This window comes from Microbacterium sp. NPDC006705 (genome assembly GCF_044903545.1).
In the GTDB taxonomy this organism is placed as follows: domain Bacteria; phylum Actinomycetota; class Actinomycetes; order Actinomycetales; family Microbacteriaceae; genus Microbacterium; species Microbacterium plantarum.
Map to the genome: position 1 here is coordinate 168,950 of NZ_JBJDQQ010000003.1, position 10,403 is coordinate 179,352.

Consider the following 10,403-nt stretch of genomic DNA (forward strand, 5'->3'; position numbering starts at 1 on the left):
TCCTCAGCCGATTTCCGTCGGCACGATTCCATACGGGGCGAGCCCCGCGGCGCCACCGTCGGGCGCCGTGAGAACCCAGATGCCCCCATCATGCACCGCGACGCTATGTTCCCAATGGGAGCCGTCCGAGCCGTCGATCGTCGAGACCGTCCAGTCGTCGTCCTCGGTGAACGTCTCCTCCGAGCCGGCTACGACCATCGGCTCGATCGCGAGCACGAGACCGGGCTTCACCTCGGGGCCCAGGTCGGCCACGCGGTAGTTGAAGACCGAGGGCGCTTCGTGCATCTTGCGGCCGATGCCGTGCCCGACGTAGTCGCGCAGGATGCCGTACTGCTCGCCGGACGCCTCGATCGAGGTTTGGATCGCGTCACCGATCTCGCCGATGCGCTTGGCGTTGGCCATGGCGGCGATGCCGGCCCACAGCGATTCCTCGGTGACCTGCGACAGCCGCTCGCGCGACGCGACGAGCTCCGGTCGCTCGGGATCGGGGATGACGATCGTGAACGCCGAGTCGCCGTTCCAGCCGCGGAACTGCGCGCCGGCGTCGATCGAGAGGATGTCGCCCGGCTCCAGCGGACGCGAGTTCGGGATGCCGTGCACGACCTGCTCGTTGACCGACGCGCACACGGTGTGGCGGTAGCCCCGGACGAGCTGGAAGTTCGACTCGGCACCGCGTGAGCGGATCACGTCCGCGGCGATGGCATCGAGCTCGAGCGTCGTCACGCCGGGCGCGACGTGGTCGCGCACCGCCTGCAGGGCCGCGGCCGTGATCAGGCCGGGCTCGACCATCGCCTGCAGCTGGGCGGGCGACTTGTAGATGGAGCGGCGACCGATCACGCTGTGATGCCGCGGGCCGTCAGAGCCGCGGTGATCCGCTCGGTGATCTCGTCGAGCGAGCCGACACCGTCGATCTGATCGACGATCCCGCGCTCGCGGAAGACGTCGAGGATCGGGGCGGTCTCGTTCTCGTAGATCGAGAGGCGCTTGGCGATCGACTCCTCGTTGTCGTCGTCGCGACCCTGCTCGGCCGCACGCTTGGAGAGTCGCGCGATGGACTCCTCGCGGGGGACGACGAGCTCGATCACGGCCGTCAGCTCTTCGCCGCGGCCCTGGAGGAAACCGTCGAGATCGCGGACCTGAGCCAGGTTGCGCGGGTACCCGTCGAGCAGGAAGCCGCCGGCAGCGTCGGCCTGCTCCAGCCGGTCGCGCACGATCGCGCTCGTCAGCTCGTCGGGAACCAGGTCGCCGGCGTCGATGATCGCCTTGACCTGCTGGCCGAGCTCGGTGCCCTCCTTGACGTTCGCCCGGAAGACGTCGCCCGTCGAGACGGCGGGGATGCCCAGCGCCTCGGCGATGCGCACTCCCTGAGTGCCCTTGCCCGAGCCCTGGGGCCCGACGATCAGCAGACGTGCAGCCGTCATCGCAGCAGCCCTTCGTAGTGGCGCTGCTGGAGCTGCGCGTCGATCTGCTTCACCGTCTCGAGTCCGACACCGACGATGATGAGGATCGAGGCGCCGCCGAACGGGAAGTTCTGGTTGGCACCGACCGTCGCGAGCGCGATCAGCGGAAGCAGGGCGATGAGACCCAGGTAGATCGAGCCGGGAGCGGTGATGCGGGTGAGGACGTAGTCGAGGTACTCCGCGGTGGGCCGGCCGGCACGGATGCCGGGGATGAACCCGCCGTACTTCTTCATGTTGTCCGCGACGTCGACCGGGTTGAACGTGATGGCCACGTAGAAGTAGGTGAAGCCGATGATCAGCAGGAAGTAGACCGCCATGTACAGCGGGCTGTCGCCGGTCGTGAAGTACTGCTGGATCCACGCCACCCAGCCGGGCACGTTGCCGTCGGCATCCGGGTTCTGGTTGAACTGCGCGATCAGCGCGGGGATGTACAGCAGCGACGACGCGAAGATGACCGGGACGACACCCGCCATGTTGACCTTGATGGGAATGTACGTGTTCGTGCCGCCGTACGTGCGCCGGCCCACCATGCGCTTGGCGTACTGGACCGGGATGCGCCGCTGCGACTGCTCGACGAAGACGACGAGGGCGACGACGGCGATGCCCACCGCGAGCACGAGCAGGAAGATCTCGAAGCCGCGGGCGATCGCGATCGACCAGAGGGCCGCGGGGAACGTGGCGGCGATCGAGGTGAAGATGAGGATCGACATGCCGTTGCCGACGCCGCGCTCGGTGACGAGCTCGGCGAACCACATGATCAGGCCGGTGCCGGCGGTCATCGTGATGATCATCAGGAGCTGGGCGTACCAGGCCTCCGAGGTCACGAGCTGAGCGCACTCGGGAACACCGGTCACCGGGATCAGCTGACCCGAACGGGCCACCGTGACGAGCGTCGTGGACTGCAGCAGCGCCAGCGCGATGGTCAGGTAGCGGGTGTACTGCGTGAGCTTCGCCTGGCCGGACTGACCCTCCTTGTAGAGGGTCTCGAAGTGCGGGATGACCACGCGCAGCAGCTGCACGATGATCGTCGCGGTGATGTACGGCATGACGCCGAGCGCGAAGATCGACAGCTGCAGCAGGGCGCCGCCCGAGAACAGGTTCACGAGCGAGAGCAGGCCCTGCGCGGTGCCGCTCTGGTCGAGACAGCTCTGCACGTTCGGGAAGTTCACGAACGGCGTCGGCACGTGCGCGCCCAGGCGGTAGATGGCGATGATCGCCAGGGTGAAGCCGATCTTCCGCCGGAGATCCGGAGTGCGGAAAACCCGCGCTATGGCGCTGAACAAGTGGATTCCTCCCAAGGGATGGGCGGCGTCTCGGGAAGACACCGTCAACCAGGGTATCCCAGGCCGTTCACAGGCGCGCCTCGGATACGACGAAGCGAGGGCCGGAGCGAACTCCGGCCCTCGCTGGCGAATTACTTGATGGACCCGCCGGCCGCGACGATCTTCTGCTCGGCAGAGCCCGAGACCTTATCGACCGACACGTTCAGCGCCACCGAGATGTCGCCGGTGCCGAGCACCTTGACCTTCTCGTTCTTGCGGACGGCACCCTTCGCGACCAGGTCGGTGATGGTGACGTCACCGCCCTGCGGGTAGAGCTCCGCGAGCTTGTCCAGGTTCACGACCTGGTACTCGACGCGGAACGGGTTCTTGAACCCGCGCAGCTTGGGGGTGCGCATGTGGAGCGGCATCTGGCCACCCTCGAAGCCCGCCTTGACCTGGTACCGGGCCTTCTGACCCTTGGTTCCGCGGCCCGCGGTCTTACCCTTCGAGCCCTCACCGCGGCCGACACGGGTCTTCGCCGTGTTGGATCCGGGCACGGGACGCAGGTGGTGGACCTTCAGCACACCGGGGCGAGCGGCCGTGGTCTCGGCCTTCGCCTTCTTGTCGTCCTTCTTCTCAGCCATCAGTCGATCTCCTCAACCTTCACGAGGTGCGCGACGGTCTTGACGTAGCCGCGCGTCTGCGCGTCGTCGGGACGGACGACCGAGTCGCCGATCCGCTTGAGACCCAGCGAACGCAGCGTGTCGCGCTGGTTCTGCTTCTCGCTCACCTTGGACTTGACCTGGGTGACCTTCAGTCGAGCGGCCATCAGGCACCTACCTTCTGTGCGGCGTTCGCCTCGGCCTCAGCGCGCACGAGGCGAGCCGGTGCGACCTGGTCGAAGTCCAGGCCACGGCGTGCGGCGACCGCACGGGGCTCCTCGAGCTGCTTCAGTGCCTCGACGGTCGCGTGCACGATGTTGATCGTGTTCGACGAGCCGAGCGACTTCGACAGGACGTCGTGGATACCGGCGCACTCGAGCACGGCGCGGACGGGACCACCGGCGATAACACCGGTACCGGCGGCAGCGGGGCGCAGGAGCACCACGCCGGCGGCTGCCTCACCCTGCACGGGGTGCGGGATGGTCGAGCCGGTGCGGGGAACGCGGAAGAAGTTGCGCTTGGCCTCTTCGACACCCTTCGAGATGGCGAGGGGGACCTCACGCGCCTTGCCGTAGCCGACGCCGACCAGCCCGTTGCCGTCGCCGACGACGACGAGAGCGGTGAAGCTGAAGCGACGACCACCCTTGACGACCTTCGACACGCGGTTGATGGTGACGACGCGCTCCAGGAACTGGCTCTTGTCGGCGTCGCGCGAACCGCGGTCGCGGTTGTTGCTGCGCTCGCGGCTGCCGCGGCGGGGCTCGCGGGCCTCGCGCTCGACGGGAGCCGTGCCTGCGGCCTGCTCGGTCGTAGCCTGTTCGGTCACAGGGTTCTCTCCGTTGTTGTTGGTCACTGCATCGCTCACAGGTTCAGACCTCCCTCGCGAGCGCCGTCGGCGATCGCTGCGACACGGCCCGCGTAGCGGTTGCCACCGCGGTCGAACACGACGTCTTCGACGCCGGCGGCCTTGGCGCGCGCGGCGACGAGCTCGCCGACCTTGCGGGCCTTGGCGGTCTTGTCACCGTCGAACGTGCGCAGGTCGGCCTCGAGGGTCGACGCCGAAGCCACGGTGTGACCCTTGGCGTCGTCGACGAGCTGCACGAAGACGTGGCGGGCCGAGCGGGTCACGACCAGGCGCGGCCGGGCCTCGGTGCCCACGATCTTCTTGCGAAGGCGGGCGTGACGACGCGCGCGCGCGTCGGACTTGCTCTTCACAGCCATGCTTACTTACCAGCCTTTCCGGCCTTGCGGCGGACGACCTCGCCCGCGTACCGCACACCCTTGCCCTTGTAGGGCTCGGGCTTGCGGATCTTGCGGATGTTGGCCGCGGTCTCGCCGACCGCCTGCTTGTCGATGCCGCTGACCGTGAGCTTGTTGTTGCCCTCGACGGTCAGGGTGATGCCGGCGGGTGCCTCGACGGTGACGGGGTGCGAGAAGCCGAGAGCGAACTCGACGGACGAGCCCTTCTGAGCGACGCGGTAACCGGTGCCGACGACCTCGAGACCCTTGGTGTAGCCCTGGGTCACGCCGATGATGTTGTTGTTGATCAGGGTGCGGGTCAGGCCGTGCAGGGCACGCGACTCGCGCTCGTCATCCGGACGGGTGACGAGAACCTGGTTCTCCTCGACCTTGGCCTCGATGGGCTTGGCGACGGTCAGTCGCAGCTCGCCCTTGGGGCCCGTGACGAGGACGTCCTGTCCGGTGACCTCGACGGTCACACCGGCAGGGATGTCGATGGGGAGACGTCCAATACGCGACATCAGATCACCACACGTAGGCGAGGACTTCCCCGCCGACGCCCTTCGAGTCGGCCTGGCGGTCCGTGAGGAGGCCAGAGGAGGTGGACAGAATCGCGACACCCAGGCCACCGAGGACCGTGGGCAGCTCGGTCGACTTCGCGTACACGCGGAGACCGGGCTTGGAGACGCGCTTGATGCCGGCGATCGACCGCTCGCGGTTGGGGCCGTACTTCAGCGTCATGGTGAGGGTCTGGCCGACGCGGGCATCGGTGACCTCCCAGCCGGAGATGTAGCCCTCCTGCTTGAGGATCTCGGCGATGTTGGTCTTGAGCTTCGAGCTCGGCAGCGACACGGAGTCGTGGTGCGCCGAGTTCGCGTTGCGCAGACGGGTCAGCATATCTGCGACCGGGTCTGTCATCGTCATAGGTGTGTTCCTTCGATCATGAGGTTTCGACTGCCGTTACACGACAGGCGACCTTCGATGAATGTCCATATTCAGTTGTGCAGTCGTTCGGCCCCGGAGCATGCCCCGAGGCCGAACGATCGATTGTACCGGATTACGCCTGGGCGTCGTCCGACTTGAACGGGAAGCCGAGCTGGCGGAGCAGCGAGCGTCCCTCGTCATCCGACTTCGCCGTGGTGACGATCGTGATGTCGAAACCACGGACGCGGTCGATCCGGTCCTGGTTGATCTCGTGGAAGACCGCCTGCTCCTGCAGACCGAAGGTGTAGTTGCCGTGACCGTCGAACTGCTTGGGCGACAGACCGCGGAAGTCGCGGATGCGGGGCAGCGCGAGGTTCACGAGACGGTCGATGAACTCCCACGCACGGTCACCGCGGAGGGTGACGTGCGCACCGATGGCCTGACCCTCGCGCAGCTTGAACTGCGCGATGGACTTGCGGGCCTTCGTGACGATCGGCTTCTGACCCGTGATCTTCGTCAGGTCGTCCACGGCGCCGTCGATCACCTTGCTGTCGCGAGCTGCCTCGCCGACACCGGTGTTCACGACGACCTTCACGAGACCGGGGATCTGCATGACGTTGGCGTAGCCGAACTCTTCCTGCAGAGCCTTCTTGATCTCGCTCTGGTACTTCTGCTTCAGGCGGGGCTGGATCTTGCCAGCCGCCGCGGCAGTGGTGCTGCTCATATTCAGAGGTCCTTGCCGCTCTTCTTCGCGTAACGCACGCGGACGGTGCGCTTCACGCCGTCCTTCGTCTTCTCCTCGACGCGGTGGCCGACGCGGGTCGGCTTCTTCGTCTCGGGGTCGACGACCTGGACGTTCGAGATGTGGATGGGGGCCTCGAAGGTCTCGATGCCGCCCGTCTTAGTGCCACGCTGCGTCTGGCCGACGCGGGTGTGCTTGGTGACGTAGTTCACGCCCTCGACGATGACGCGGTTCTGCTCGACGAGGACCTCGAGGACCTTGCCCTGCTTGCCACGGTCGCCGCCGCGCTCGGGCTTGGCGCCCGTGATGACCTGAACCAGGTCACCCTTCTTGATGTTCGCCATGATCAGATGACCTCCGGGGCGAGCGAGACGATCTTCATGAACTTCTTGTCGCGAAGCTCACGACCGACCGGTCCGAAGATGCGGGTGCCACGGGGCTCCCCGTCGTTCTTCAGGATGACGGCGGCGTTCTCGTCGAACTTGATGTACGAGCCGTCGGGACGGCGCGTCTGCTTGACGGTGCGGACGATGACGGCCTTGACGACATCACCCTTCTTGACGTTGCCACCGGGGATCGCGTCCTTGACGGTGGCGACGATGATGTCGCCCAGTCCGGCGTACCGGCGGGCGGAGCCGCCGAGCACGCGGATGGTGAGCAGCTCCTTGGCGCCGGTGTTGTCGGCGACCTTGAGGCGGGATTCGGTCTGAATCATGAGATCACTTCGCCTTCTCGAGGACCTCGACCAGACGCCAGCGCTTGGTGGCGCTCAGCGGGCGAGTCTCGTTGATGAGGACGAGGTCGCCGATGCCGGCGGTGTTGGCCTCGTCGTGGGCCTTGACCTTCGACGTGCGGCGGATGACCTTGCCGTAGAGCGGGTGCTTCACGCGGTCCTCGACCTCGACGACGATCGTCTTGTCCATCTTGTCGCTCACGACGTAGCCGCGACGAGCCTTGCGGTAACCGCGGGCCTGCGGGTCGCGGACGTCGTGCTCGCCGTGCTCGTGGCCCTCGGCGACAGCCTCAGCGGCGTTCTTGTCGGTAGCCATTACTCGGTCTCTTCCTTCGCGGCCTCGGTGGCGTCATCCGCCTTCTTGGCCTTGGTCTTCTTCGCCTTCGGCGCCTCCGCGACGGGCGTGGCACGAATGCCGAGCTCGCGCTCGCGGATCACCGTGTAGAGCCGCGCGATGTCGCGCTTGACCGCACGGATGCGGCCGTGGCTCTCGAGCTGGCCGGTGGCCGACTGGAAGCGCAGGTTGAACAGCTCTTCCTTGGCCTTGCGCAGCTCCTCGACGAGGCGCTGGTCTTCGAACGTGTCGAGCTCGCTCGGGGCGAGCGTCTTGGTGCCGACAGCCATTACGCGTCGCCCTCCTCGCGCTTGATGATGCGTGCCTTCAGCGGCAGCTTGTGAATGGCACGGGTCAGGGCCTCGCGAGCGAGCTCCTCGTTGACTCCGGCGACCTCGAAGAGGACGCGACCCGGCTTGACGTTGGCGACCCACCACTCCGGCGAGCCCTTACCCGAACCCATGCGGGTCTCGGCGGGCTTCTTGGTGAGCGGACGGTCGGGGTAGACGTTGATCCACACCTTGCCGCCACGCTTGATGTGACGCGTCATGGCGATACGAGCGGACTCGATCTGACGGTTGGTCACGTAAGCGGGCGTGAGTGCCTGGATACCGAACTCGCCGAAGGAGACCTTCGTGCCGCCGGTGGCCTGGCCATCGCGCTTGGGGTGGTGCTGCTTGCGGTACTTGACCTTGCGGGGGATAAGCATCAGGCCGACGCTCCTTCTGCCACGGGGGCCTCGTTGCGGGGACCGCGACGGCGGTCACCGCGGTCGTCGCGACCGCGCGAGGTCTTCGGCGCGTTGGCCTGCTCGCGAGCGAGCTCCTTGGCCGTCAGGTCGCCCTTGTAGATCCAGACCTTCACGCCGATGCGGCCGAAGGTGGTCTTGGCCTCGTAGAAGCCGTAGTCGATGTTCGCGCGGAGCGTGTGCAGGGGCACGCGGCCCTCGCGGTAGAACTCCGAGCGGCTCATCTCCGCGCCGCCGAGGCGGCCCGAGACCTGGATCCGGATGCCCTTGGCACCGGCGCGCTGAGCGCCCTGCAGACCCTTGCGCATCGCGCGGCGGAAAGCCACACGAGCGGAGAGCTGCTCGGCGATGCCCTGCGCGACGAGCTGGGCGTCGGCCTCGGGGTTCTTGACCTCGAGGATGTTGAGCTGGATCTGCTTGCCGGTGAGCTTCTCGAGGTCGGCGCGGATGCGCTCGGCCTCGGCGCCGCGACGACCGATCACGATGCCCGGGCGGGCGGTGTGGATGTCGACGCGGACGCGGTCACGGGTGCGCTCGATCTCGATGTTGCTGACGCCGGCGCGGTCGAGCGACGTGGTCAGCAGACGACGGATCTTGATGTCCTCGGCGACGTAGTCGGCGTAACGCTGGCCCGGCTTGGTCGAGTCCGAGAACCAACGCGACACGTGGTCCGTGGTGATGCCGAGGCGGAAGCCGTACGGGTTGACTTTCTGTCCCATTACTTGCTCGCCTTCTTGCTCGTACCGGCGGCCGCGGCATCCGCGTTCTCCGGCGTCGACAGCACGACCGTGATGTGGCTCGTGCGCTTCTTGATCTGGAAGGCACGACCCTGGGCGCGGGGCTGGAAACGCTTGAGCGTCGTGCCCTCGTCGACGTACGCGTTCTTCACGTACAGGTCTGCATCGTCCAGGAACTCGTTGTCCTTATCGGCCTTGACGCGAGCGTTCGCGACGGCCGAGGCGACGAGCTTGTAAATCGGCTCGCTGGCGCTCTGCGGGGCGAACTTCAGGATGGCGAGTGCCTCCTGAGCCTGCTTTCCCTTGATGAGCGCGACGACACGACGAGCCTTCTGAGGGGTCACGCGGATGTGCTTCACGCGCGCGGTGGATTCCACCATGTCTCTCCTCCTCTGTCCTCTCTGGAACTGCCCCCGCGTCAGCGGCGGCGGCCCTTCTTGTCGTCCTTCACGTGGCCGCGGAAGGTGCGGGTGGGCGCGAATTCGCCCAGCTTGTGGCCGACCATGGTCTCGGACACGAACACGGGGATGTGCTTGCGTCCGTCATGCACCGCGATCGTGTGGCCGAGCATGGCCGGGATGATCATCGAACGGCGCGACCAGGTCTTGATGACGTTCTTGGAGCCGGCTTCGTTCTGCGCGACCACCTTGCGAAGCAGGTGCTCGTCGACGAAGGGGCCCTTCTTCAGGCTGCGAGGCATCTTCCTCTACTCCTACTTGCGCTTCTTGCCGGCGTTGCGACGGCGGACGATGTACTTGTCGCTCTCCTTGTTGGGGTGGCGGGTGCGACCCTCAGCCTGGCCCCAGGGAGTGACGGGGTGACGTCCACCGGACGTCTTGCCCTCACCACCACCGTGCGGGTGGTCGACCGGGTTCATGGCGACACCACGAACCGTCGGGCGAACGCCCTTCCAGCGCTTACGGCCGGCCTTGCCCCAGTTGATGTTCGACTGCTCGGCGTTGCCGACCTCGCCGATGGTCGCGCGGCAGCGCGCATCGACGTTGCGGATCTCGCCCGAGGGCAGACGCAGCTGGGCGTAGGGGCCGTCCTTCGCGACCAGACGCACGCTGGCGCCGGCCGAGCGAGCCATCTTCGCGCCGCCGCCGGGACGGAGCTCGATGGCGTGGATGACCGTACCGGTCGGGATGTTGCGCAGCGGCAGATTGTTGCCGGGCTTGATGTCGGCGCCGGCACCCGACTCGACGATGTCGCCCTGCTGGAGCTTGTTCGGGGCGATGATGTAGCGCTTCTCGCCGTCGAAGTAGTGCAGCAGCGCAATGCGCGCGGTGCGGTTGGGGTCGTACTCGATGTGAGCGACCTTGGCGTTGACGCCGTCCTTGTCGTTGCGACGGAAGTCGATCACGCGGTACTGGCGCTTGTGGCCACCACCGATGTGACGCGTCGTGATGCGGCCCTGGTTGTTACGGCCACCGGTCTTGGCGATCGGGCGGAGGAGCGACTTCTCGGGCGTCGATCGGGTGATCTCGGCGAAGTCGGCCACCGACGAACCGCGGCGACCCGGGGTCGTGGGCTTGTACTTGCGAATAGCCATGTTCGTTGTC

The 10,403-nt window shown here is 66.8% G+C and carries 19 protein-coding genes; all 19 read right to left on the reverse strand.

The genetic code is table 11. From position 1 onward, the window contains the following. Positions 1-3: 3 nt before the first annotated feature. Positions 4-837 (reverse strand): type I methionyl aminopeptidase, encoded by an 834-nt coding sequence (gene map, locus ACI2K6_RS14665; protein WP_274179220.1) that lies wholly within the window; start codon positions 835-837, stop codon positions 4-6. Beyond that, a complete protein-coding gene (locus tag ACI2K6_RS14670) occupies positions 834-1,421 on the reverse strand; it encodes an adenylate kinase (RefSeq protein ID WP_114588836.1) in 588 nt (195 codons plus the stop codon). The genes map and ACI2K6_RS14670 overlap by 4 nt, the downstream gene beginning before the upstream one ends. Beyond that, complete coding sequence (gene secY, locus ACI2K6_RS14675; protein WP_112617794.1) at positions 1,418-2,743, reverse strand: preprotein translocase subunit SecY; 1,326 nt, start codon at positions 2,741-2,743, stop codon at positions 1,418-1,420. The genes ACI2K6_RS14670 and secY overlap by 4 nt, the downstream gene beginning before the upstream one ends. Positions 2,744-2,874: 131 nt before the next feature. After that, positions 2,875-3,366 (reverse strand): 50S ribosomal protein L15, encoded by a 492-nt coding sequence (rplO, locus tag ACI2K6_RS14680; protein ID WP_181574259.1) that lies wholly within the window; start codon positions 3,364-3,366, stop codon positions 2,875-2,877. Beyond that, the gene (rpmD, locus tag ACI2K6_RS14685; protein ID WP_023954062.1) at positions 3,366-3,551 is read right to left on the reverse strand and encodes a 50S ribosomal protein L30; all 186 of its coding nucleotides are present in this window, start codon (positions 3,549-3,551) and stop codon (positions 3,366-3,368) included. The genes rplO and rpmD overlap by 1 nt, the downstream gene beginning before the upstream one ends. Next, positions 3,551-4,249: a 30S ribosomal protein S5 gene (rpsE, locus tag ACI2K6_RS14690; RefSeq protein ID WP_023954060.1), complete on the reverse strand. Its 699-nt coding sequence runs from the start codon at positions 4,247-4,249 to the stop codon at positions 3,551-3,553. Before rpsE ends, rpmD begins: the two co-directional genes overlap by 1 nt. After that, positions 4,246-4,605 (reverse strand): 50S ribosomal protein L18, encoded by a 360-nt coding sequence (gene rplR / locus ACI2K6_RS14695; protein ID WP_404568927.1) that lies wholly within the window; start codon positions 4,603-4,605, stop codon positions 4,246-4,248. Before rplR ends, rpsE begins: the two co-directional genes overlap by 4 nt. A 2-nt stretch (positions 4,606-4,607) precedes the next feature. Further along, positions 4,608-5,144 (reverse strand): 50S ribosomal protein L6, encoded by a 537-nt coding sequence (gene rplF, locus ACI2K6_RS14700; RefSeq protein WP_112617792.1) that lies wholly within the window; start codon positions 5,142-5,144, stop codon positions 4,608-4,610. A gap of 4 nt (positions 5,145-5,148) precedes the next feature. Continuing rightward, positions 5,149-5,547: a 30S ribosomal protein S8 gene (rpsH, locus tag ACI2K6_RS14705; protein ID WP_112617791.1), complete on the reverse strand. Its 399-nt coding sequence runs from the start codon at positions 5,545-5,547 to the stop codon at positions 5,149-5,151. A 133-nt stretch (positions 5,548-5,680) separates the two neighbouring features. Further along, positions 5,681-6,271 (reverse strand): 50S ribosomal protein L5, encoded by a 591-nt coding sequence (gene rplE / locus ACI2K6_RS14710; protein ID WP_112617790.1) that lies wholly within the window; start codon positions 6,269-6,271, stop codon positions 5,681-5,683. A gap of 2 nt (positions 6,272-6,273) precedes the next feature. After that, positions 6,274-6,633 (reverse strand): 50S ribosomal protein L24, encoded by a 360-nt coding sequence (rplX, locus tag ACI2K6_RS14715; protein ID WP_112617789.1) that lies wholly within the window; start codon positions 6,631-6,633, stop codon positions 6,274-6,276. Positions 6,634-6,635: 2 nt separating this feature from the next. Continuing rightward, positions 6,636-7,004: a 50S ribosomal protein L14 gene (gene rplN / locus ACI2K6_RS14720; RefSeq protein ID WP_023954050.1), complete on the reverse strand. Its 369-nt coding sequence runs from the start codon at positions 7,002-7,004 to the stop codon at positions 6,636-6,638. Positions 7,005-7,008: 4 nt separating this feature from the next. Continuing rightward, a complete protein-coding gene (rpsQ, locus tag ACI2K6_RS14725; RefSeq protein WP_023954049.1) occupies positions 7,009-7,338 on the reverse strand; it encodes a 30S ribosomal protein S17 in 330 nt (109 codons plus the stop codon). Continuing rightward, positions 7,338-7,646 (reverse strand): 50S ribosomal protein L29, encoded by a 309-nt coding sequence (rpmC, locus tag ACI2K6_RS14730; RefSeq protein WP_023954048.1) that lies wholly within the window; start codon positions 7,644-7,646, stop codon positions 7,338-7,340. Before rpmC ends, rpsQ begins: the two co-directional genes overlap by 1 nt. Then, entirely contained in the window at positions 7,646-8,065 is a 420-nt protein-coding gene (gene rplP, locus ACI2K6_RS14735) for a 50S ribosomal protein L16 (protein ID WP_023954047.1), read from the reverse strand. Before rplP ends, rpmC begins: the two co-directional genes overlap by 1 nt. Then, complete coding sequence (rpsC, locus tag ACI2K6_RS14740) at positions 8,065-8,823, reverse strand: 30S ribosomal protein S3 (RefSeq protein ID WP_023954045.1); 759 nt, start codon at positions 8,821-8,823, stop codon at positions 8,065-8,067. The genes rplP and rpsC overlap by 1 nt, the downstream gene beginning before the upstream one ends. Further along, a complete protein-coding gene (rplV, locus tag ACI2K6_RS14745) occupies positions 8,823-9,221 on the reverse strand; it encodes a 50S ribosomal protein L22 (RefSeq protein ID WP_036304774.1) in 399 nt (132 codons plus the stop codon). The genes rpsC and rplV overlap by 1 nt, the downstream gene beginning before the upstream one ends. 38 nt (positions 9,222-9,259) lie before the next feature. Then, the gene (gene rpsS / locus ACI2K6_RS14750) at positions 9,260-9,541 is read right to left on the reverse strand and encodes a 30S ribosomal protein S19 (RefSeq protein ID WP_023954043.1); all 282 of its coding nucleotides are present in this window, start codon (positions 9,539-9,541) and stop codon (positions 9,260-9,262) included. Positions 9,542-9,553: 12 nt separating this feature from the next. Further along, entirely contained in the window at positions 9,554-10,393 is an 840-nt protein-coding gene (gene rplB / locus ACI2K6_RS14755; protein ID WP_023954042.1) for a 50S ribosomal protein L2, read from the reverse strand. Positions 10,394-10,403 lie beyond the last annotated feature (10 nt).

Coding starts and splice junctions, on each gene's coding strand:
- rplB (WP_023954042.1), bottom strand. CDS start 10,393: ATGGCTATTCGCAAGTACAAGCCCACGACCCCGGGTCGCCGCGGTTCG.
- rplV (WP_036304774.1), bottom strand. CDS start 9,221: ATGGTGGAATCCACCGCGCGCGTGAAGCACATCCGCGTGACCCCTCAG.
- rpmC (WP_023954048.1), bottom strand. CDS start 7,646: ATGGCTGTCGGCACCAAGACGCTCGCCCCGAGCGAGCTCGACACGTTC.
- rpsC (WP_023954045.1), bottom strand. CDS start 8,823: ATGGGACAGAAAGTCAACCCGTACGGCTTCCGCCTCGGCATCACCACG.
- rpsS (WP_023954043.1), bottom strand. CDS start 9,541: ATGCCTCGCAGCCTGAAGAAGGGCCCCTTCGTCGACGAGCACCTGCTT.
- rplO (WP_181574259.1), bottom strand. CDS start 3,366: ATGGCTGAGAAGAAGGACGACAAGAAGGCGAAGGCCGAGACCACGGCC.
- rplP (WP_023954047.1), bottom strand. CDS start 8,065: ATGCTTATCCCCCGCAAGGTCAAGTACCGCAAGCAGCACCACCCCAAG.
- rplN (WP_023954050.1), bottom strand. CDS start 7,004: ATGATTCAGACCGAATCCCGCCTCAAGGTCGCCGACAACACCGGCGCC.
- rpsQ (WP_023954049.1), bottom strand. CDS start 7,338: ATGGCTACCGACAAGAACGCCGCTGAGGCTGTCGCCGAGGGCCACGAG.
- rpsH (WP_112617791.1), bottom strand. CDS start 5,547: ATGACGATGACAGACCCGGTCGCAGATATGCTGACCCGTCTGCGCAAC.
- rplE (WP_112617790.1), bottom strand. CDS start 6,271: ATGAGCAGCACCACTGCCGCGGCGGCTGGCAAGATCCAGCCCCGCCTG.
- rpmD (WP_023954062.1), bottom strand. CDS start 3,551: ATGGCCGCTCGACTGAAGGTCACCCAGGTCAAGTCCAAGGTGAGCGAG.
- ACI2K6_RS14670 (WP_114588836.1), bottom strand. CDS start 1,421: ATGACGGCTGCACGTCTGCTGATCGTCGGGCCCCAGGGCTCGGGCAAG.
- rplF (WP_112617792.1), bottom strand. CDS start 5,144: ATGTCGCGTATTGGACGTCTCCCCATCGACATCCCTGCCGGTGTGACC.
- rplX (WP_112617789.1), bottom strand. CDS start 6,633: ATGGCGAACATCAAGAAGGGTGACCTGGTTCAGGTCATCACGGGCGCC.
- rplR (WP_404568927.1), bottom strand. CDS start 4,605: ATGGCTGTGAAGAGCAAGTCCGACGCGCGCGCGCGTCGTCACGCCCGC.